Annotated in this window: 18 protein-coding genes; 4 read left to right on the plus strand and 14 right to left on the minus strand. The window is 56.4% G+C overall.

From position 1 onward, the window contains the following. The first annotated feature begins 25 nt into the window (after nucleotides 1-25). Nucleotides 26-364, plus strand: a complete 339-nt coding sequence (locus QMG93_RS00445; RefSeq protein WP_281932937.1) for a hypothetical protein — start codon at nucleotides 26-28, stop codon at nucleotides 362-364. A 124-nt stretch (nucleotides 365-488) separates the two neighbouring features. Then, on the plus strand, nucleotides 489-851 hold the full coding sequence (locus QMG93_RS00450) for a VOC family protein (protein ID WP_281932938.1): 363 nt from the start codon (nucleotides 489-491) through the stop codon (nucleotides 849-851). An 88-nt stretch (nucleotides 852-939) separates the two neighbouring features. Here the strand turns inward: QMG93_RS00450 and QMG93_RS00455 are convergent, their stop codons facing one another. From QMG93_RS00455 to QMG93_RS00515, 12 genes are all read right to left on the minus strand, one after another. Further along, nucleotides 940-3,168 (minus strand): metallophosphoesterase, encoded by a 2,229-nt coding sequence (locus QMG93_RS00455; RefSeq protein WP_281932939.1) that lies wholly within the window; start codon nucleotides 3,166-3,168, stop codon nucleotides 940-942. Nucleotides 3,169-3,445: 277 nt separating this feature from the next. Further along, nucleotides 3,446-4,729, minus strand: coding sequence for an imidazolonepropionase (gene hutI / locus QMG93_RS00460; protein WP_281932940.1), 1,284 nt, complete (start codon nucleotides 4,727-4,729; stop codon nucleotides 3,446-3,448). A gap of 164 nt (nucleotides 4,730-4,893) precedes the next feature. Then, nucleotides 4,894-6,552: a urocanate hydratase gene (gene hutU, locus QMG93_RS00465; RefSeq protein ID WP_281932941.1), complete on the minus strand. Its 1,659-nt coding sequence runs from the start codon at nucleotides 6,550-6,552 to the stop codon at nucleotides 4,894-4,896. A 27-nt stretch (nucleotides 6,553-6,579) separates the two neighbouring features. Beyond that, nucleotides 6,580-7,548 carry an agmatinase family protein gene (locus QMG93_RS00470; RefSeq protein WP_281932942.1) on the minus strand — a complete coding sequence of 323 codons (969 nt, stop codon included), beginning with the start codon at nucleotides 7,546-7,548 and terminating at the stop codon, nucleotides 6,580-6,582. Nucleotides 7,549-7,663: 115 nt separating this feature from the next. Beyond that, nucleotides 7,664-8,368: an ABC transporter ATP-binding protein gene (locus tag QMG93_RS00475; RefSeq protein ID WP_281932943.1), complete on the minus strand. Its 705-nt coding sequence runs from the start codon at nucleotides 8,366-8,368 to the stop codon at nucleotides 7,664-7,666. Further along, nucleotides 8,361-9,140 (minus strand): ABC transporter ATP-binding protein, encoded by a 780-nt coding sequence (locus QMG93_RS00480; RefSeq protein WP_281932944.1) that lies wholly within the window; start codon nucleotides 9,138-9,140, stop codon nucleotides 8,361-8,363. The genes QMG93_RS00475 and QMG93_RS00480 overlap by 8 nt, the downstream gene beginning before the upstream one ends. Beyond that, the gene (locus QMG93_RS00485) at nucleotides 9,133-10,056 is read right to left on the minus strand and encodes a branched-chain amino acid ABC transporter permease (RefSeq protein ID WP_281932945.1); all 924 of its coding nucleotides are present in this window, start codon (nucleotides 10,054-10,056) and stop codon (nucleotides 9,133-9,135) included. The genes QMG93_RS00480 and QMG93_RS00485 overlap by 8 nt, the downstream gene beginning before the upstream one ends. An 8-nt stretch (nucleotides 10,057-10,064) precedes the next feature. After that, the gene (locus QMG93_RS00490) at nucleotides 10,065-10,946 is read right to left on the minus strand and encodes a branched-chain amino acid ABC transporter permease (RefSeq protein WP_216792064.1); all 882 of its coding nucleotides are present in this window, start codon (nucleotides 10,944-10,946) and stop codon (nucleotides 10,065-10,067) included. 93 nt (nucleotides 10,947-11,039) lie between these two features. Next, the gene (locus tag QMG93_RS00495; protein ID WP_281932946.1) at nucleotides 11,040-12,218 is read right to left on the minus strand and encodes an ABC transporter substrate-binding protein; all 1,179 of its coding nucleotides are present in this window, start codon (nucleotides 12,216-12,218) and stop codon (nucleotides 11,040-11,042) included. Between the two features lie 107 nt (nucleotides 12,219-12,325). After that, nucleotides 12,326-13,519 (minus strand): helix-turn-helix domain-containing protein, encoded by a 1,194-nt coding sequence (locus QMG93_RS00500; RefSeq protein WP_281932947.1) that lies wholly within the window; start codon nucleotides 13,517-13,519, stop codon nucleotides 12,326-12,328. A 620-nt stretch (nucleotides 13,520-14,139) separates the two neighbouring features. Continuing rightward, nucleotides 14,140-14,727, minus strand: a complete 588-nt coding sequence (locus QMG93_RS00505; RefSeq protein ID WP_281933265.1) for a DUF1349 domain-containing protein — start codon at nucleotides 14,725-14,727, stop codon at nucleotides 14,140-14,142. A 187-nt stretch (nucleotides 14,728-14,914) separates the two neighbouring features. Further along, entirely contained in the window at nucleotides 14,915-16,186 is a 1,272-nt protein-coding gene (locus QMG93_RS00515; protein WP_281932948.1) for an MFS transporter, read from the minus strand. 185 nt (nucleotides 16,187-16,371) lie between these two features. Here QMG93_RS00515 and QMG93_RS00520 point away from each other — a divergent pair, with 185 nt between their 5' ends. Then, nucleotides 16,372-17,358, plus strand: coding sequence for a phosphotransferase enzyme family protein (locus QMG93_RS00520; protein WP_281932949.1), 987 nt, complete (start codon nucleotides 16,372-16,374; stop codon nucleotides 17,356-17,358). 85 nt (nucleotides 17,359-17,443) lie between these two features. Here QMG93_RS00520 and dhaQ read toward each other — a convergent pair whose 3' ends face one another. Beyond that, on the minus strand, nucleotides 17,444-18,442 hold the full coding sequence (dhaQ, locus tag QMG93_RS00525; protein WP_281932950.1) for a DhaKLM operon coactivator DhaQ: 999 nt from the start codon (nucleotides 18,440-18,442) through the stop codon (nucleotides 17,444-17,446). A 13-nt stretch (nucleotides 18,443-18,455) separates the two neighbouring features. Continuing rightward, entirely contained in the window at nucleotides 18,456-19,028 is a 573-nt protein-coding gene (gene dhaS / locus QMG93_RS00530; RefSeq protein ID WP_281932951.1) for a dihydroxyacetone kinase transcriptional activator DhaS, read from the minus strand. A 175-nt stretch (nucleotides 19,029-19,203) separates the two neighbouring features. On the opposite strand from dhaS, the gene dhaK reads away from it, so the two are divergent. Further along, nucleotides 19,204-20,961: a dihydroxyacetone kinase subunit DhaK gene (dhaK, locus tag QMG93_RS00535; RefSeq protein ID WP_281932952.1), complete on the plus strand. Its 1,758-nt coding sequence runs from the start codon at nucleotides 19,204-19,206 to the stop codon at nucleotides 20,959-20,961. Nucleotides 20,962-21,014 lie beyond the last annotated feature (53 nt).

Raw genomic sequence — 21,014 nt, forward strand, 5'->3', positions numbered from 1 at the left:
AGCGCCGCAACTCGTGCTGAGGGAGGTGCACCAAAATCCTCAAGCTCCCCTCCTCAGACTGCCCTCTCCTCCCCGCTCCCGCCTTACTCCGCCCTGTCGGATCGTCCTCCCCGCTCCCGCCTTACTCCGCCCTGTCGGATCGTACGCCTCCCCGCTCCCGCCTTACTCCGCCGCTGTCGGATCGTCCTCCCCGCTCCCGCCTTACTCCGCCGCTGTCGGATCGTCCTCCCCGCTCCCGCTTTCCTCCACCACTATCGGATCGTCCTCTCGCTCCGCCTTACTGCGCCGCATCGCCGACTGGATCGGGCAGGCGCGCCGCCGCAAGCCGCCGCTGCAATGGGACCCGGTCGTCGACTGGATCTAGACGAGGAGATACCGCCTGTCGATTTGCATGAATGTATGACCCGTTCCATATACTACAACTATGTATTTTTTCCAAATACTTCAAGAAGTGTCGGAGCTCTTGAACCACACGAAGGAGGATAATCATGATTAAGAAAATGGCAACGGCTGCCGTTTATGTGGAGGACCAGCAAAAAGCGAAAGCGTTCTGGACGGAGAAGGTCGGCTTCGAGGTCGTAGCCGAACACCAAATGATGCCGGGAGCGAGCTGGCTGGAGGTTGCGCCGAAGGGAGCGGAATCCGCGCTGGTGCTCTATCCGAAAAGCATGATGAAAAACTGGGCCGAGCTGAAGCCGTCCATCGTATTCGTCTGCGACGATGTCGAGAAGACGTACGAGACGATGAAAGCGAACGGCGTCACCTTCGAGGGCGAGCTGCAAAAAATGCAATGGGGCACCTTCGCCACCTTCCTCGACGAGGACGGCAATTCGTTCTTGATCAAAGGCTAGAGAAAAGAGACCGCCCAAACGCCGAAACGTTTGAGCGGTCTCATATTTATGGCCGGTCCGGCGGGCCGTACTCGGACCGCCGCCGTTCTCATTTCCCCGCCGTATACTCGGCTACGACCGGGTCTGAATTCAGCCTCCCGCTCACCGCTTTGATCACGAACCGGTACGTTTGAGACGGGTCCTTTTTCGCTACGGTATAGCTGTAGGTGGTCGTTCCGTCGGCATGACGGACTGTGGCCGTCCAGTTCGGCGCCACTGCGTCATTCTGCTCGTAAATGCGATAGCCTTCTACCGCCGGTCCCGTGCCCGGAGCGGTCCAAGTCAGCTTGACTTGCCCGTCCGCCGTCAGCGTCGCTTTGGCATTTTGCACCTTGTTCGGCTTCGCGGCGGTCTTCTTAATGCTGTAGGCGTCGTACAGTTCCGTGCTTCCGCCCTTCGTGGTCGTATAAGCTTGGAAAGACAGCGTATCGTCCTGGACGGTGACCCCGGTGAACATTTGCTTTTTGGGCTGACCGGATACGGCCGCGTACGGGAAGTCCTCGTTTTTGGGCTTATAAAATTTCGGGCCTGCCGTGTTGCCTACGAAATAGACCGTCCCCTTCGGGTTCAGGACATGGCCTTCGTCGTCCTTCGTCACCTCTTGAGGCTGACCGGCGTACATTGGATAGCTTCGGGTGTATGTGTGATCATGTCCCGACAGGACGGCATCGATACCCAGCTCATCGAACAGGGGCGCCAGATGTTTGCGGAAAAACTTGACGTCCGTGCTGCTGGAATGGCTGGCTACCGAATAAATCGACTTGTGGAACAAGACGATTTTCCACTTTTTATCCGTTTTGGCGACTTCGTTTCGAAGCCATTCCACTTGCTTCTTGAAGACGGGGTCGGAGTCGCCCGAATACTGCGTGTTGAACACCATGAAATGAGCCGGACCATAGTCAAAAGCGTACACCGAGCCTTCCGGGGTGGCATCCGTTTGCGACTTGTTGGGCAGATGGAAGTGGTAGGCGTAGTTATTGTAATTTTGGGTTTCATGGTTGCCCAGAATCGGCATCAGCGGAAGGCGGGATAAAATGTCTTTCGGCTCGTTCAACAGCCACATCCACTGCTCCTCCACATCACCGTTGTCCACCAGATCGCCCGTATTGACGATGAATTTGGCGTCCGGGAATTTTTGAACCCCTTGCTGAACCGTATTTTTCCAGATCGTGTAGTCGGCTTGCGTCTTAGCTTGGGAATCGGTCATATACAGGAAAGTAAAGCCGTTATCGCTTGCAGGCTCCGTCGTAAACGTGCCGATCTCGCTCCAGTTGCCCGCCGTCCCGTCGCCCAAACGGTAAGCATAGGCAGTGCCGGGCTTCAAGCCGTCGGCGATGACTTTATGGCTTGAATATTTCGTGGTTTTATGATTGGATTTATCCGCCAGCGTCAAATAAACGCTGATCGCTTGCGAAGTGCCTTGATACGTCTGGACTCCCTCAGACGGAAACGAATTTCCGTTGAGCTTCGCGGCTTCCACGACCTGCAGCTGGGTGCCGGTGATCTTGTCCGACGTGTACCAGGCGAACGCCATGCTGGTTTTCGGATCGTCGTAATACGTCAGCGCGATCGCCGTCGGCTTGCCGCTCTGTGGATTTCCGCCGTTGCCCGAATCGTCGGGATTCGCAACGAGCTTCATATCCCAATACAGGTCGGAGCTGCCCGCGCTTCCCTGATGCACCTCGGCCGCGAGTACGTTTGCGCCGTCGCGGAGCTTGCCTTTCAGAACGGCGGTCAGGTCGGCCGTGACGGTCCGGGGATCGCTTTTCGATTCGGAGGCCAGCGTAGCGTAGCGAATGTCCCCTTCCGGCATATTGAAGCGGTACGCCTCTTCGCCGTTGACATAGAGCACGACGCCGTCGTCCACCCCGAAGGTGCTTTGGATCTGCTGAACATCGCTTACTTTAGCCGCGTGAACCGTTGTGCGAAAATACGTGGTCGGGTATTTCTTTTTGGAGTCCGGACCATAGCTGACGGCGGTCTTTACGGAGCCGAACTCCGAAGTTCCGGTATCCGCCGGATAACCGAAAGGCGCTTGCCCGGAGCTCCAGTCGGAGTCGTCATAGGCAACGTTCTTCCAATCGCCTCCCAAATCTTTCCCTCGGTCAAAATAGCGCCATGTGGCGTTTCCGGCCAGCAGTGTGACGGGACCGGCAGACGACGCGGCGGAGTCTTCGGATTCATCCGCAAGGGCTGCTCCCCCTGTTAGCAGTAGCTGCAGCACAAGAAGCAGAGACAATATCATCGGCCATCGTTTTCGCTTCAACCCTTTGTTCATCAACTTCACTCCAATCTTCATAAATGAAGTATTTAACCGTCGATCAAATTAATTCGTGCGCTCCCTCCTTACCCCATAAAATCCCACTATATGGAAAACAAAACCATTGTAGCTTTCATTGTAAAAAATTTCAACATGGAATAATCCCATATGAAATTAATCCACCCGCCACTCCCACAGAAAAAAGGGACATTTCCTTACGCCAGAGCCATGCGTGCGGAATGTCCCTCATTTGGTTATGCTATATGCTTTTGTGAAACGTCTTCGTCCGGCCCGGCTAGTACGCCAGCCGTCCATCCCGGACGACGACCTTCCCGCCTTTGACGACCGTATCCACGTGGTTGATGCCGAAGTGATACGGCACATAGGCCAGATTGGCTGCATCGAAAATGACCAGATCGCCCTGCTTGCCCGGCTCCAGGCTGCCGACCCGGTCGCCGCGCCCGATGGCGTGCGCCGCGTTGACGGTCACAGCCGTCAGAACTTCTTCCGGCGTCAGCCCGAGGTTCAGGCAGCCGAGCGTCATGACGAGCTGGATCGACTCCGTCGGCGAGCTGCCGGGGTTATAGTCGGTCGACAGCGCGACGGCAAGGCCGAGCTCGATCATGCGGCGCGCGCGGGCATGCTGCTTCAGCCGCAGGTTGAACGAGGTCGCCGGCAGGCAGACGGCGATCACGTCGGCATCGCGCATCGCCTCGAATCCGGCGTCGGTCGCGGCCAGCAAGTGCTCGGCCGAGATGCAGCCGAGCTTGCCCGCAAGCTCCGCGCCGCCGAGCGGCTCGATCTCGTCGGCGTGGATTTTCACGCCGAAGCCGAGCGCCTTGGCCGCCGCCAGAATCTCCTCGGACTCTTCGGGCGAGAACACGCCGTGCTCGCAGAACACGTCGCAGAATTCGGCGAGTCCGAGACGCTTCACCTCCGGCAACATTTCGCGGATCACGAGCTTCACGTAATCGGCCGAGCGGCCCTTGTATTCCTCGGGCACCATGTGCGCGCCCATGAACGTCGAGACAAGCTCGACCGGGTGCGCTTCGTTCAGCCGCTTCGTCACCCGAAGCTGCTTCAGCTCATCCTCCAGCGTAAGGCCGTAGCCGCTTTTCGCCTCACACGTCGTCACGCCCTGCAACAGCAGCGTATCGAGGCTGCGCTTCGCCTTGGCGTACAGCCCGTCCTCCGACGCCCCCCGCGTGGCGCGGACCGTGCTCAGAATGCCGCCGCCCTGCGCCAAAATTTCCAGATACGTCGCACCCTGCAGCTTCATCGACAGCTCGTGCTCGCGCGAGCCGCCGTGCACCAGATGCGTATGCGGGTCGACTAGCCCCGGCGTCACCAAGCGGCCGCCGGCATCAAGCTCTTGCGCGACAGGAAGGCCTGCAATCTGCGCGCGTACGTCGGCTTCGGGGCCTGCAGCGACAATAACGCCGTCGCGTATGGCTACGGCGCCTCCTTTTACAACGGGCACGTCCGCCATCCGGCTGCCTGTGCGCGCCCCCGCTTCTCCCGCCATCGTAATCAGCTCGCCGATATTGTGCACGAGCAAATCGATCCGTTGCTGTTCCATCTTCTATCACCTCAACAAAGTCGTCCGACCCGATATCGTTCGGGCCGGACGGAATATAGCAGCATACGGTTCACACGGTCCGCCGGTTTCCCGGCGGATACGGCGAACCGCAGCTTTACTACGCTTTATTCAGCCGGTTGGCTCGAATCGCCAGCCACGCCTTCTTAAATCCCCAGCATCGGTACGCGAACGCCGCGCTCCTTGGCCGTCTGAACCGCCAGCTCGTAGCCTGCGTCCGCATGACGGATAACCCCCATGCCCGGGTCCGTGTTCAGCACGCGGGACAACCGTTCTTCCGCTTCTTGCGAGCCATCCGCGACGACGACCATGCCGGCGTGGAGCGAATAGCCCATTCCGACGCCGCCGCCGTGATGCACCGAGACCCAGCTTGCGCCGGACGCCGTATTCACGAGTGCGTTCAGGATCGCCCAGTCGCCGACCACGTCGCTGCCGTCCTTCATCGCTTCCGTCTCGCGGTTCGGCGAGGCGACGGAGCCGCAGTCGAGGTGGTCGCGGCCGATAACGATCGGCGCGGACAGCTCGCCGCTGCGCACCATCTCGTTGATCGCGAGCCCCATCTTCACGCGCTCGCCATAGCCGAGCCAGCAGATCCGCGACGGCAAGCCTTGGAAGGCCACTTTCTCGCGCGCCATTTCGATCCAGCGGCGCAGGTGCTCGTTTTCCGGGAACAGCTTGAGCACAAGCTCGTCGGTCTTGTAGATGTCCTCCGGATCGCCGGACAGCGCGGCCCAGCGGAACGGCCCTTTGCCTTCGCAGAACAGCGGGCGGATGTACGCCGGCACGAAGCCCGGGAAGTTGAACGCGTCCTTCACGCCTTCGTCGAGAGCGACCTGACGGATGTTATTGCCGTAGTCGAACACGACGGAGCCCAGCTTTTGCAGATCGAGCATCGCCTGCACATGCGTCGCCATCGATTGCTTCGACAAGCGGACATATTCCGCCGGGTTGCTCGTGCGAAGCGCCGCCGCCGCTTCCAGCGAGTAGCCCGCAGGCACGTAACCGTTCAGCGGATCGTGTGCCGACGTCTGGTCGGTGACGAAATCCGGCACGATGCCGCGGCGCACGAATTCCGGGAAAATTTCCGCCGCGTTGCCGACAAGACCGATCGAGAGCGGACGGCCCTGCTCCTGCGCCTCGCGCGCCAGCTTGAGCGCTTCGTCCAGATCGTGCACCATCACGTCGCAGTAGCGCGTATCGATCCTGCGCTGTATGCGCGTCGCGTCGACGTCAACCCCGATGACGACGCCTTCGTTCATCGTGACCGCCAGCGGCTGCGCCCCGCCCATGCCGCCGAGACCCGCGGTCAGCGTCAGCGTCCCGCGCAGCGTGCCGTTCGCATGCTGGCGAGCCGCTTCGGCGAACGTTTCGTACGTGCCCTGCAGAATGCCCTGCGTGCCGATGTAGATCCAGCTGCCCGCCGTCATTTGCCCGTACATCATCAGCCCTTTTTTATCCAGCTCATGGAACGTATCCCAGTTCGCAAACGCCGGCACGATGACGGAGTTGGAGATGAGTACTCGCGGCGCTTGGCTGTGGGTTTTGAAAATGCCAACTGGCTTGCCGGACTGCACGAGCAGCGTTTCGTCCGTTTCGAGCTCCGTCAGGCACTCGACGATTTTGTCGTACGCTTCCCAGTTGCGGGCCGCCTTGCCAATCCCGCCGTAAACGACGAGGTCTTCCGGCCGCTCGGCTACCTCCGGGTCCAGATTGTTCATCAGCATGCGAAGCACCGCTTCCTGCTGCCATCCTTTGGCCGTCAGCTTCGTGCCTCGCGGCGCGCGAATCGTACGTTTATTTTCCATCGTTATCTCTCCCCTTGGGTTTCATGATTAGCCGCGCTTCATCGTGCCGGCCATAAAGTTAAGAATGACGTGCAACGCCGTGCGCACGGTCGCCCGGCGCGGGTCCTGCATCGGATCGACGCAGACGACATCGAAGCCCTTCACCTTCGGATGGCGGCCGAGGATGAATACCGCCTCCAGCAGCTGCCAGCTCGTCATCCCCGCGGGCACCATCGCCGGAACGCCTGGCGCATAGGCCTGATCGAGCACATCCATATCCACCGTGACGTAGATCGCGTCGGTGCCGCTGCCGGCCACTTCAAGCGCCTGCGCGACGAACTTCTCCACGCCCTCCAGCGCGACCTGCCGCGCCGTAAACTGCGTAATTCCCTGCTCCCGCGCATAGTCGCGGTACGGCTTCGAGTTCGCGAAGCTGTGCAGGCCGATCTGCGCAATGTGCTTGCCTTCCACGGCGCCGGATTCGATCAGGCCGCGGATCGGCGTACCGTTGGACGGTCCGCCGTCCTGCAGGTTGCGCACGTCCATATGCGAATCGATCTGGACGATGCCGACCGGCCCGCCGATGTTGTTCCGGAACGCCTTGACGGACGGGCACGTGATCGAATGATCGCCCCCGGCGATAATCGGGAACAAGTCCGGCAGCGCCTCGTACACGTTCGTCAGCCCCTGCTCGATGTTCGCGTGGCAGCGCAGCAGGTCGGTGACGTGCATTTGAATATCGCCGAGGTCGCGGGCGTTCAGCTCCTGCAGATCGACGTCGTGGTCGATGCTGTACGTCGTCACGTTCGCGAACAGCTCGCGCAGCGCATTCGGCGTCATCGACGCGGCGGACACGCTGATCGACGTCTTGGACAGCGGCACCCCGATGAAGCCGAAATCGACCGACGCTTCCCCGTCCCATGGCGTGAGCCACTGGGCCACCTTCGTCTCAAACCGGTCGCGCCAGTTCGACCGCCGCGCCAGCTCCGGCGGGTTTAACAGATCAATCGTTTTCACGCATAAGCCTCCTTTTGCCTTATCACGGATTCCGGCCGGCGTCCTTGCCGCCGAAGAACCCGCCGCTTAACCTCCTGTATGATTAACCGCATAGTAGGATTAGCCGCCTTAACGGTTAATGGCCCAAATAAGCCTGCTTGACGACATCCTGCGAACGCAGATTGTCGGCGGTGTCGTGATGGCTGATCTCCCCGTGCTCCAGTACGTAGCCGCGGTCGGCCACCGACAGCGCCATCGCTGCGTTCTGCTCGATCAGCAGAATCGTCAGCCCCTGACGCTTGATTGTCTTGATCGTCTCGAAGATTCCTTTGACGACGATCGGGGCCAGTCCCATCGACGGCTCGTCGAGGATAAGCAGCTTCGGCTTCGCCATCAGCGCCCGCCCGATCGCGAGCATCTGCTGCTCGCCGCCGCTCATCGTGCCGCCGAGCTGGGTCCGGCGCTCCGCCAGCCGCGGAAACATTGCATAAATGGCGTCCATCTCCTGCTTCAGGTCGCCCTTGCCCGCTTTGCGCGAATATGTGCCCATGTGGAGATTTTGCTCCACGGTCAGCTTTGGAAAAATGCGGCGGCCTTCGGCCACCATCACGATGCCTGCCTCCACAAGTTTATGCGTCGGCTGGCCGATGATGTCTTTGCCTTGATACAGAATGGAGCCCTTCGAAGGGATGACACCGCATATGGCGTTCACGGTCGTCGTTTTCCCCGCGCCGTTCGAGCCGATCAGCGTCACCACCTCGCCCTGCTTGACCTCCAAAGACAAGTTCCTCACGGCATGAATACTGCCGTACGATACGTTTAAATTGCGGATCTCAAGCAACGGGAATCCCCTCCTCGCTCTCCGTCTTGCCGATGTACGCCTCGATCACCGCCGGGCTGTTCATGATCTCGTGCGGGTCGCCGTCGGCGATCTTCTCGCCGTGATCGAGCACCGCCACCCGGTCGCACAGCTTACACACCATGCCGACGTTGTGCTCGATCAGAATCAGCGTCGTTCCGCTGCCGCGAATCGTGCGAATCAGCGCTTCCATCTCATGAACCTCCTGCCCGTTCATCCCGGCCGTCGGTTCGTCGAGCAGCAGCAGCTTGGGGCCGGAGACGAGCGCCCGGGCGATTTCCACCCGCCGCTGGTTGCCGTACGACAGGCTACCCGCCTGCTCCTGCTCGAAGCCCCGCAGCCCGACAAGCTCCAGCACCCGCAGGCTCGCTTCTGTCACCTCGTGCTCCTCCCGCTTGGCAGAGCCCAGGCCGAGAATCGCCGACCAGAGGCCGGACCGCGTGCGGCCGAACATGCCGACCTTGACATTTTCCAGCACCGTCTCATCCTTCAGCAGCCGGATATTCTGGAACGTCCGCGTCATCCCCTGCTGCGCGATGCGGAACGGCTTCAGGCCCTGGATCGGCCTGCCTTCGAACGTGATGGTTCCCTCGTTCGGCTGGTACAGCCCGGTTAAAATATTGAAGAACGTCGTCTTCCCGGCGCCGTTCGGGCCGATCAGGCCCAAAATCTCGCCCTGCTTCACCTCCAGGCTGACTCCGCTAACGGCAGTCAGGCCGCCGAACCGTTTCGTGATGCCTTCCACCTTAAGCACGGCCGCCACCTCCCTTGCCGCGCGACTTCATCTTGATACCCGTCTGCCCGAAAATCCCCTTCGGACGGTAGCGCATGACCAGAACCATCAGCAAGCCGTAAAACATCATTTTGTACATATCGAGATATTTCATATCGAACATTTGAAGGTCGAACAGCCGGAACAACTCCGGGAGCAGGTACAGCAGCGAGACGCCGAACAATGTACCGCGGATGCTGCCGAGGCCGCCGATTACGACCATGCTGAGCACTGTCGCCGAGACGGTAAAGCCGAACGAATCGGCGCTGAGGAACGATACTTTATGGGCGAACAGCGCGCCGGCCGCACCAGCGTAAGCACCGCCGATCGCAAACACCAGTACCTTGTAGTACGTCGTGTTGATGCCCATCGAAGCGGCCACTGTCTCGTCCTCCCGGATGACCATCCAGGCGCGGCCGATCCGCGACCGCGTCATTTTGCGCAGCGCATAAATGCCGACGAGCAGCATAATCAGAACGAACAGCAGGTAGCCGACATTTTTCATCTCGATGCCGAAGAACGACAGACCGGGAATCGAATCGAGGCCGTAGGCGCCGCCGGTCAGCTCGGAGTTTTTGAAGTACGATTGAATGATGAGCCCGAGCCCGAGCGTCGTAATGGCCAGAAAATCTTCCCGTACCCGCAAGCTCGGCAGCCCGAGCACCGCGCTGATGACGAAGGTTATGACAATGGCGAGCAGGATGGCCAGCCACGGGTTCAAGCCCGCTTTTACCGACAAAATCCCCGAGGCGTAAGCCCCGATGCCGAAAAACGCCCCATGTCCCAGCGACACTTGACCCGCGTAACCGGTAATGAGGTTCAAGCCAAGGCCGAGCAAAATATAGATGATCAGAAAGACGACGATATCGACGTAGTAAGGGTTAAACAGCGCATCCATACGATCACCTACACTTTATCGACGTTCTTCCCGAACAGCCCGGAAGGCTTGAAGAGAAGAATGACGATCAGAATAATAAACGCGATGGCGTCCTTGTCGATCACCATGCCGGTCATAAAGCCGTCGCTCAGCGATTCGACAACGCCGAGAATCAGACCGCCGACAATCGTGCCGGAAATCGAACCGAGGCCGCCGAGCACCACGACGCAGAACGCCTTGAGCCCCGGAATCGCGCCCATCGCCGGGAACAGCGAGTTGAAGTTCCATGCGACCAGTACACCCGCAGCGGCCGCCAGCGCCGAGCCGATAACGAACGTGACCGAGATGACGCGGTTTACGTTGACGCCCATCAGCGACGCGGCCCGCGTATCCTGTGCCGTCGCCTGAATGGCGAGGCCCATCTTCGTAAACTTCAGGAAGGCGTACAGCAAGCCGAGTCCGACGATGCCGGCCGCGATGATGTACAGCTTCGTATTCGTAAGCGAAATCGATTGGGTGAGGTTCACGACCGATACTTCGATGCCCGTCTCGGGGAACGCTTGCGTATCCGAGGTGAAGACGATTTGGAACAGATTTTCGAGAAAAATGCCGACCCCGATCCCGCTGATCAGCGTGGTGATGGGGTGAGCGCCGCGCAGCGGACGGTAGGCGAACCGTTCGACCGCCATCCCGGCGATAGCCGAGATCACCATGGCGAACACGATGGCCGCCAAGAACGGCAGGTGCAGGTACGTGATGCCGATCATCGCCGCGAACGCGCCGATCATGTAGATGACGCCGTGCGCGAAGTGCAGCAGCTTCAGGACGCCGTATACCATCGTTAGTCCGACGGCGATCAAGATGTAGATGAACCCGAGCGATATGCCGTTAAGCAGCTGTTGCAGCAGCATAAGCCGTTCTTCACTCCTTTCCGTGGAGGTCGCGGGGATAAGAAAGGAGACCCCAAGGGCCTCCTCCCTTTGCCGTTGACCGACTGATCGTTCTTAGTTGTACATTTGCGATTTCACGAATTGGAATTTGCCGTCCTTCACGGTCATAAAGATGACCGGCTTCATGACTTCATGGTCGGTGCGGAAGCGAATTTGGCCCGAGGTGCCTTCCAGCTCGCTCGTTTCGTTGATGGCCTGCTTCAGCTTTTCCTTGTCGGTGCCCGCTTTCTTCATCGCTTCGAGGATTACCATCGCGGCATCATAGCTTTGCGAAGACAGCATGTCCGGCTCGCCTTTGTACTTGTCGTGCCATGCTTTGACGAACTTCTGGACTACAGGGCGGTTGTCGGTCGTGTAGAACGACGTGGTGAAGGTGGACCCTTCCGTATTCGATTTTCCAAGCTCCAAATATTTCGGCGAATCGAAGCCGTCCACGCCAAGGAGCTGCGCGTTAATGCCGCTTTCCTTCGCCTGCTTCACGATCGCGGCCGCCTCGTTGTAATAGGCTACGACGTACAGGGCGTCCGGATTCGTGGCTTTAACGGCCGTCAGCACGGAGCTGAAATCTTTGTCGCCCATCTTGTGCGGACGGTCGATGGCGATTTTGGCGCCAAGCTTCTCCGCATTTTCTTTAAACGACGTGTAGATCGATTTGCCGTAGTCGTTGTCGACATACAGAACGGCGATGTTTTTCTTTTTCAGATCGTTCACCGCATATTCGGCCATCGCCCGGCCCTGCACCGGACCCGTATAGATGACCCGGTTCACGTAATCGCCGCCCTTGGTCGCATCCGGATGTACCGCATACGCGACGACCATCGGCACCTTCAGCTCCTGCACCTTCGCCGCAGCTGTCTTGGTCGGGCCGCTGTAAGCGCCGCCGACGAGCGCCGTCACTTTATCGTTGTTCACGAGCTTCTGCACCGCTTTGATCGCTTCCTCCGGCTTGCCCTGGTCGTCTTCCGCCACAAGCTCGACCTTCTTGCCGTTGATGCCGCCCGCCGCATTGTACTGCTCGACCGCCAATAGCGCCGCGTCGCGGCTGTGCGTGCCGTCCGTCGCCGTCGGTCCGGTCAGCGGACCGAACCAGCCGATCTTGATCGCGTCGCCCGACGCCTCTTTGGAAGCGCCTCCATTTGCCGGGGAAGAAGTCGCCCCTCCGCCGCTTGCACAGCCGCTGAGCAGGAATGTAGTCATCATGACGCCCGCTGCAAACATCGAAAACCGTTTCATCTTTAAGTGCCCCCTTTTGCTGTATGTGAATGAAGTGTGAACTGTTCCGGTGCACTCCTATCGTACTTGTAAACGCTTACGAAAGCACTAGTGAATTTTGCGAAAGTTTAGCACAATTTTGCTGCGCGATATTCGTTCGGGCTGCAGCGAAGATAACGTTTGAACAGCCGGCTGAAGTAATTGGAATCCTGAAAACCGGCGAGCGAAGCGATCTCCTGCACCGGTTTATCCGTGTTTTCGAGGTAATAGACCGCTTTTTCGATTCGGAGCTTGTTTAAGTAGTCGACGAAGGTGCTTCCTGTTTCCTTGCGGAACAGGTGACTGAAATGGTAGGTGCTAAGGTAACAATATTGTGCTATCTCTTCGAGGGAAATCTTGCGCTGATGATGCTGTTTCATGTAGGCGATGGCCGTCCGGATTACCGGCGACACCTCCGCTGTCTGCGCCTCGCCGATCCGTGCGGTCAGCTTGCTCCAGTGCTCGCTGACTTTGGCCACGAACTTGTCGTAGCGGATCGTCATGTACAGATCCTGAATAAACCGGGCGTTCTCCGACAAAATGCTCTGCGCATGGCCGCCCACATCGAGCGACAGGCGCGTCAGCTGCATGACGAGGTCGATGACCTCGGATTTGAACATATCGACATTGCCGCGGTACGTCTGCCCCATGCGCTCCAGCAGCAGATGCAAGTACGAAACCGCTCCGTGTACGTCGCCCAGACGGACGCGGGCCATCAGCTCCGTCCGTTCCGCTTGCGAGACCGGTTTGTGCGGCTGCTCGCCGTCCTGCTTTTGCCTTTCGTATTGGAAAATGAGCCGGTTGCCCTGGAAAAAGCGGTCGATCATCGACTCCTTCGCTTCCTCATACGAATAGTGGAGCATGTACGGGTTATCGTAAAAGGTGCCGATGCCGACGGAGACGGAAAAGCCCTTCGCGTCGGTCAGCTTCTGCACCTGCTTTGCCATCGCGAAAGCGGTCTTGGCGGGATCGGGATCGCGCCGGTCCTTCGTCCCCAGCTCGACGAGCAAGGCCAGCACGCCTTCGGCCACCCACACCCAGACGAACGGCGCTTGGATGCCCGCATGCAGAGCGTCGATCAGCTTGTGGCCGATATCGATGCGCCACTGGATGGGCTGGCCGAGCGCCAGATCGGGATACCGGTCCATCGAGACGACCATCGCCAGATTGGGCCGGAGATACATATCGAACTCCGCCTGCATCTCCGCAAACGTCGCTTCGTGAACCAGCGTACCGGAGATCAGCAAGTGGGTAAACGTCGCTTGAGTCGGATGTTGCCTCATGGGAGCCTCCTAACGGTTAATGAGGTTAAAAAACTCATATCCAATATAGCATGATTGCCACAGCAGGACAGGGGGTGGCGGCAAAGCAATTTTTTACTGTTGATGTCATACCGCGACTTGTCTCACGATTTCGGCCAGCTCGTTGACGAACGAATCCTTGCCGTTCAAGGTCTAATTTCAACATACTTCATCTTTCATTGATACTAATCCTTTTAGAGAAAAAAATAAATATTTTACAAATTTTTGGACAGTGAAAAGTTCTGACCGGAATCGGAAACTCGTGGCTGATTATTTGGAGCAAGCATATCTGTCCGGCAAAGTAGTCATTCAGGGGGTCGCTCCGGTCGTAAACAAAAAAAATCACCGAATCCTTAGCGTAGATCGGTGATTTTTTAAATAACACGTTGCGCAAGTAAGATGTGAGCGTAACAACATTTTCAGGAATTAAAGATATTATGAGTCTACAATATCTTTGATCACGCTGCTATGTCAAGTTGTTCTTTTTCATAAAAATCGACTAAACCATTCGTTTAAGACCATATCTTATCAAATGAGCTTTCTTGTCCTGTCGCGGGCAAAACACAAAATGATAGTTGATGTGCTTCCAATACATGTGCGGATTATTCATGCGCTTTCCATTGGCATTCCGTTATCTTCATCTCGCTAAAAACAGATTTAAATGAAGCATTTTCAGGACTACACGCATAAATCCCCAATTGGATTTCCCCTTTACCTTCAAACAAATGAAAAATGCGCATTTGTTTATATTCAATGCCATCATATGAATTCTCGATGCAGAAATCACTCTCACGACGGCTAACTCTGTAAAACATACTTTTAGTATTAGAATCAATATCTGTAGTGGCCCAATCTGAAAATCCATGGTTCGTAACAACGCTTCCTAATCGTTGATACTCTTCATTTTCATACTCAATTGAAGCCTTGAACCAATTATCACTGTTCTGGTAAATAATGACACCGCATTGATCAAAACGATGTTTGCTATCAAACTCTGTTCTGACTACGAAAGAAAAGTATGGTTCATTGATTTTGAATAACAAAGCTGGAGCGTTATCGTTTCTAAAACCGTAGTATGTACGCTGCCAGAAGTCCGTGCCAGGGTCAGTTTTAATTACAACCTCATTTTCCTGAATAGAATAACTCACGGGTTCATTTAACCAAAATAATTTGTTCGCATCGTATCTCATTAAACGTCCCTCCAGAACTTTTCCCAGCTTACGCTCCCCCAGCATAACAGAAACATTCCCCCCCATCCAACATTGTTTCCGACTTTTATCAGATAGGCATATTCCAGCCCCATATTACGCTGTTCCACATCCAGTGGATGAGCCGCTGTATAGTACCCGCAGTTAGGACAGTGAAAAGTTCTAACGCTTAAGCAGCCGTCTCTTCCGCTTCCACGGGCTTGAACCGGCTTTTGCCGAAAAAGACGTAGAACAACACCGAAACGACCGTATACACCACCGCCGTAATGCTGAACGCGTAAACGTATCCGTAGTAGCTGCCGTATTGAGCGACAAGTCCGGTGCTGACCGGCGAGGCCAGAAACCAGCCCAGATTGAACACCGCTTCTCCGGAGCTGGAGGCAAGTCCGCGCAGCGAGCGGTCGACGTATTTCATCTTGATCGTGTTGTAGAACGGATTGGCCGCATTCATCAGAGCCTGCCGGAACAAATACCCTCCGCTCGCAATCATCAGGTTGGTCGAAAACGCCGTAATCAGCAGAAACGGGATCGAGCACAGCTGAAGCACGATAACCGCCTTCGCTTCCCCGAGCCGCCGGGCGATGACCGGACCGATCAAGTACGCAAGCGCGGTCGCGCCCTGTCCCAAGGAGACGATGACGCCGATCACCGACTTCGAGGCGCCGAAGCGGTCTTCGAAATAGACGTTCAAGTACGGCACCACCATGCCTCCGGCCGTCGAGGTCATCAGCCCGAGCATAACGAAGAGGCCGATCACTTGAAGCGACGCTTTGTGATGCTGCACGGCATGCCGCCACGACAGCTTCCCGCCGGACAGCGGTTCCTCCCGGCCCCCCTTCAGCATCAGGACGGGAATCAGCCCGAGCGCCGCTATGCCGACGCCCGTCAGCAAGGTCAGACGCAAGCTCAGGACGCCGTCCAGACCGAAGGCGAACTGAAGCGTGTCGGTGAGAATCCCGCCGAACACGTTGCCGATAACGCTTGCAAACATGACGAGAGCCAAGTTTAAACTGAACAGATGCACCCGCTGCGACGGGGTGGAATGGTTCGCCATGAACGGAATGACGGTCGCGGACACGACCGCCAGCGTCATTCCGCCCAGAAATGCGGAGACGAGCAGCCCCTGCTCGCCATCGATCAGCGAGCGGGCCGTAAGAGCGGCTACAACCAAAAATCCTCCCGTCGTCACAAGCCGCTTCGGACCGAACCTGTCGTTCATGATTCCGGCCGGCACCAGCACGATCGCTGCGGCCATAGCCGCCATTCCCACAATGTGCCCGACCATCGTCTGATCGTAGCCGAGTGCTTTAACATATAGATTATAGACGAGCCCGAACATCCCCAGCCCCAAATTCCATACGAAATTAAAGCAAAGAAACAACCGGAGATTCCGGCTGTACCCGAGAAACTGCATCTTCCATTCATATAATAAAACCGACATCGGCCATCCGTCCTCCGGATTCATGCAGCATTTATACCATATTTTAAGAGTAACCGATTCTATCAATGATTTGAATCTCTTTTTTTCAACGATTCCCTTTCCAAGGCTTGGATAAAGATGTTATGCTTGACAGATACGGAGCGGACAGTCCATACAACAGCTCCGGTTCGGAAGGAGAGACTAGATTGACAAGCTGGCATCAGCGCTTTACTCAAGATTTGTTAAACCAAGCGGCCCGCGCCTACGGGGTGGCTCCGGAGACGGTGAGCCATGTGGGAGGCTTTGAAAATCTCATATACGGCTTCCGGCGCGATGGCCGGGACCTGATTCTGCGCGTGACCCACAGCTCGCACCGCTCGCGGGAGCTGATCGAGTCGGAGCTGCACTTCGCGGGCTATCTCGCGGAGGGCGGCGTACGGGCAGCGAGGCCAGTGCCGTCTTACTCCGGCGGACGGACGGAAACGGTGGAAGCGGAAGACGGCTACTTCACACTCGCCTGTTTCGAGCAAGCGCCGGGCGGTCTCGTCCAGGCCGGGCATCCGGCTTGGGGTCCCCGCCTCTTCGAAGGCTGGGGCGAAATTACGGGGCGCATGCACAAGCTCGCCCGGTCATACACCGTCCCTGCGGACATGACCCGCAGGCCGGACAAAGATATTTTGACCTTGGACCCGGCTTATTTGTCCCATCCTGACATTGCCTTGGCCCATGGCCGGTACGCCGAGGTGGAGGCGCGCATCAACGCGCTAGAGCCGGAACAGGACGGCTTCGGCTTATGTCACCGGGATTTGCATCACAAAAACTTTTTTGTGCATGGGGAAACGATCACGGCGTTCGACTTCGACGATTGCGGGTACGACTTTTTCGTGCAGGATATCGCCATGGCCGTTTATTATGCCTCGGTACTGGGGGATTGGGGCCGGCCCGAAGCCGACCCGAAGCGCGTGTCCGAATTCGCCAACCGGTTTCTGGACAGCTTTATGAACGGATACCGGCGGGAGCACGAGCTAAGCAGCCACTGGCTGAAGCAGCTGCCGCTGTTCGTGGAAAGACGCCGCTGCGATATGTGCATGATCTTCCTGCAAAACGCAGTCGCCGAGCCTCCGAGTGCGGCGATCCGCGAGTGGCTTGACCGGAATGTGGAACAAATTTCTCACGGGAATACCTTATTATGACCTATGCAGTTCGTGGAAAATCTAGGTAAATATTTGGTGGCCCTTGGCTTCAAGACCAGGGGCTCATTCTTATGATTTTGCCATCCTACCATTTCGCTACTTCAACGTCCGCTTTCAGCCACGCTTCCCACTTCGGATCTTCGATCTTAAGAAAACTGAGCGAAATTCCTTCCATATCAAGCGAAGTCAAATGCGTGCCGATTTTGACGAACCGGACATCCAAGTTTTCCAGTTCACACAAGCGGCGAATGTCATTGGCAAACGCATACTGTTCGACCAGCGGGGTCGCTCCTAAACCGTTAACCAATATCGCAAAAGGGTCTTGCCTTCTCCAACGGTATACGCTTTTCAGCTTATTGAACAGCTCGACCGCGAGCTTTTCCGAAGAAGAAAACACCTCTTTGCGGTACCCTTTCTCCCCGTGGATACCGACGCCGTAATACGCTTCGTTTTTTTGCAGTGTAAACGACGGTTCATCCTTCGTCGGATCGTTCGCCGGCGACAGCGCCACGCCTAGTGTGTGCAGCCTGCCGATCACTTGCTCGCCGAGTTCCTTCAGTTGCTCCAGCGTGTAGCCTTCCCGCGCGGCCGCCCCCAATATTTTATGGACCAAAACGGTACCGGCGACGCCCCTTCTTCTTTTGTTGTACGTCACGTCATCTTCGATCGATACATCGTCGTTAACGATCACATGGTCGACCATTCGCCCTTCTTCTTTCGCCAAAGCTTCCGCCGTCAAAAAATTGCCGACGTCCGCGGTAAAGTTTTTAACGATGAGCAGCACGCTTCTGCTCCTGTCCACGAGGCGGATCGCCTCCAACACTTGCTCCGGCGTCGGCGGCACGAAAATTTCACCCACAACCGCAACGGAAAGCATGCCGTCGCCCACATAGCCGAAATCCGCCGGCTCATGGCCGCTTCCTCCCCCGCTGATGAGCACGACTTGCTGGCCCATGTCCGCAAGGTCTTGACGGAATATCAAATTATATTTCTCGTTATAGGACACCCGGTCTTTATGCTCAAAATAGAATCCGTGCAGCATATTACGGACGATATTTTGAACATCGTTGATGATTTTCGTCATTTGTTTCTCCACCTTACTCTGGTTTGTTTCCAGTCTGCTCGAGCAGCAACAGTTGGTTACGGATCATCTCTTTGATGAGCGAAGACAACACCGAAGGTTGAATGGAGCAATGGTGTTCAATCCAATCTTTGATCGTCCCGACAAACCCGTGACTGTAAAACGACGCCACCATATTTTTGTTCGCCTCGGAGATATGGATCGGCTTGTCCGTCAACCGTTCATCGATGATTTTAATATATAAATTTTTCGTATGTTCAAATAAATACTGGTTAAACGAATTTTGATCGGTTACTTTAAACGCCCTGCGGTAAAACCGCTGATTCTCGTAAAAATAGTCCATCAACAAGTCGAAAATGTTCTCCCACTTCTCATAATCCAAAAAGTCCTCGATGTTTTCCTTCGTTTCTTCTTTGTAAATCCAGCCCAAGAGCTCATACTTGTCCACAAAATGATAGTAAAACGTTTGCCTGCGCATCTGGCAAGACTGCATGATATCGCTTACGGAAATTTCGTGGAACGATTGGGTTTCCATCCGTTTTTTTAAGGAACTCGCTATGATCTTTTTGGTAATGAGCGAATTGGTCATGATCATCTTCCCAGCCCTAGGTTTACTGTTAATCTTAACAAAATCATCATGATTATTGAAGCAAGCGTTGTTTGACAGTTTGCCGTTTTTGTCCGTTTACGATAAAACGTTTTCATTCTATCATAGGGATTAATCAAACGATTTGGAATTTATGGATCGCGGGAGGTAGGGCAAAGTGAAAAAGATCATGAACAAACCGGAGACGCTCGTCGCGGAAATGTGCAACGGACTCGTCATGGCCCATCCGGAGCTGGAGTTTATCAAGAAATATAAGGTGATCAAGAAAAAAGAAATTAACGAAAACAAAGTCACCTTGATCAGCGGCGGCGGCAGCGGGCACGAACCGGCTCACGCCGGATTTGTCGGCAAAGGGATGCTGGATGCGGCCGTATGCGGCGATGTGTTTGCATCTCCGTCCCAAATTCAGGTGTACCAAGCCATTAAAGCGACAGCGAGCCAAAAAGGGACGCTACTGATTATCAAAAACTACAGCGGCGACGTCATGAACTTCAAAAACGCCGCTCAACTGGCCGCAGAAGACGGCATCCAAGTCGAATATGTGCGCGTCGACGACGACATTGCCGTTGAAGACAGCTTGTACACGGTCGGACGCCGCGGCGTTGCCGGAACGGTGCTCGTCCATAAAATTGCCGGAGCTGCTGCGAAAGAAGGCCGCGATTTAATGCAAGTGAAAGCGGTCGCGGAGAAAGCGGCGCATCACGTGCGCAGCATTGGCGTGGCGCTCACTTCATGCACCGTTCCTGCACACGGGTCGCCGACGTTCAAACTCGGTGAAGATGAAATGGAATACGGCGTGGGCATTCATGGCGAACCGGGCCAGCGGCGGGAAAAAATCGTCAGTGCGGACGAACTGGCGAAGCGGATGACGACCGAGCTGTTAAAAGATTTGGGCATCCGAGACGGGGCCAACGCGGAAGTTGCCGTGCTCGTCAACGGCTTCGGTGCGACCCCATTGCAGGAGTTGTACTTGTTTAACAACGCGGCGGTTCGCGAGCTCGCAGGCCGGAACATCCGGATTTGCCGCACGTTTGTCGGCAACTATATGACGAGCATCGATATGGCGGGCATTTCGCTGACGGTCTTGAAGCTCGATGACGAACTGAAAACGCTCTTATCGAAAGAATGTCATGCGCCTGCATTCCGGGTAGACGGTCCGGTACCGCAAGTCGAGTATGCGGACATCGCGGAAGCCGACGACGATCGATCGGTTTCCTTCAAAACGGAAACGCCGGAACATTACGCGGCGGTTCAAGGCGGCGTGCTGACGCTTCACAACATGATCTACATCGTCGATAAAATGAGCGAAATCATTATCGATAATGAAGTTCCGTTCTGCGAACTCGACTCGCACGCGGGGGACGGCGATTTCGGGATGAGCGTCTCCAAAGGATTCAAGCAGCTAAAGCGGGAATGGAGCGCGATTTTGGCCCAAGAGCCTTTAACGATCGGTTCTTTCCTGGACGCGTGCTCGATGGTCATTATGGAATATTGCGGCGGCGCTTCCGGACCGATTTGGGGCTCGGCGTTCCGCGCTGCCGGCAAAGCGGCGGCAGATAAAGCGGCACTGACTGTTGCGGAATATGCGGAAATGCTGCAAGCCGCAGTCAAAGGCATTCAGGCAACTGGGGAGCGTTCCTTCGGCAGAGGCGCCGTCGTTGGCGACAAAACGCTGATTGACGCGCTGGTACCATTCACAGATACATTCACAGCAAGCGCTGCAGCAGGCGACGACTTTAAAATCGCTTTTGAAAAGGCGGCGCAAGCTGCGGTGAAAGGCGCCGAAAAAACGAAACAAATCGTCGCCCGAATGGGGCGGGCCGGCACTGTCGGCGAACGCAGCCTGGGCTATCCGGATGCAGGCGCCTACGCGCTTGGCGTCATCTTTACGGAAATCACCCGCAACTTGAAATAATCCCGGGAATAGCGGCCGGATAAGGACATTATTTATTGTATAAAATCAGCAAA

This window comes from Paenibacillus tyrphae, assembly GCF_027925525.1.
Lineage (GTDB): Bacteria > Bacillota > Bacilli > Paenibacillales > NBRC-103111 > Paenibacillus_G > Paenibacillus_G tyrfis_B.

What these genes read in the sequence shown, in the direction of transcription:
- QMG93_RS00485 (WP_281932945.1), bottom strand. Translation starts at nt 10,056, where the DNA reads ATGGATGCGCTGTTTAACCCTTACTACGTCGATATCGTCGTCTTTCTG.
- hutU (WP_281932941.1), bottom strand. Translation starts at nt 6,552, where the DNA reads ATGGAAAATAAACGTACGATTCGCGCGCCGCGAGGCACGAAGCTGACG.
- dhaQ (WP_281932950.1), bottom strand. Translation starts at nt 18,442, where the DNA reads ATGACGAAAATCATCAACGATGTTCAAAATATCGTCCGTAATATGCTG.
- QMG93_RS00495 (WP_281932946.1), bottom strand. Translation starts at nt 12,218, where the DNA reads ATGAAACGGTTTTCGATGTTTGCAGCGGGCGTCATGATGACTACATTC.
- QMG93_RS00505 (WP_281933265.1), bottom strand. Translation starts at nt 14,727, where the DNA reads ATGAGATACGATGCGAACAAATTATTTTGGTTAAATGAACCCGTGAGT.
- dhaS (WP_281932951.1), bottom strand. Translation starts at nt 19,028, where the DNA reads ATGACCAATTCGCTCATTACCAAAAAGATCATAGCGAGTTCCTTAAAA.
- QMG93_RS00455 (WP_281932939.1), bottom strand. Translation starts at nt 3,168, where the DNA reads ATGAACAAAGGGTTGAAGCGAAAACGATGGCCGATGATATTGTCTCTG.
- QMG93_RS00515 (WP_281932948.1), bottom strand. Translation starts at nt 16,186, where the DNA reads ATGTCGGTTTTATTATATGAATGGAAGATGCAGTTTCTCGGGTACAGC.
- QMG93_RS00500 (WP_281932947.1), bottom strand. Translation starts at nt 13,519, where the DNA reads ATGAGGCAACATCCGACTCAAGCGACGTTTACCCACTTGCTGATCTCC.
- hutI (WP_281932940.1), bottom strand. Translation starts at nt 4,729, where the DNA reads ATGGAACAGCAACGGATCGATTTGCTCGTGCACAATATCGGCGAGCTG.
- QMG93_RS00450 (WP_281932938.1), top strand. Translation starts at nt 489, where the DNA reads ATGATTAAGAAAATGGCAACGGCTGCCGTTTATGTGGAGGACCAGCAA.
- QMG93_RS00490 (WP_216792064.1), bottom strand. Translation starts at nt 10,946, where the DNA reads ATGCTGCTGCAACAGCTGCTTAACGGCATATCGCTCGGGTTCATCTAC.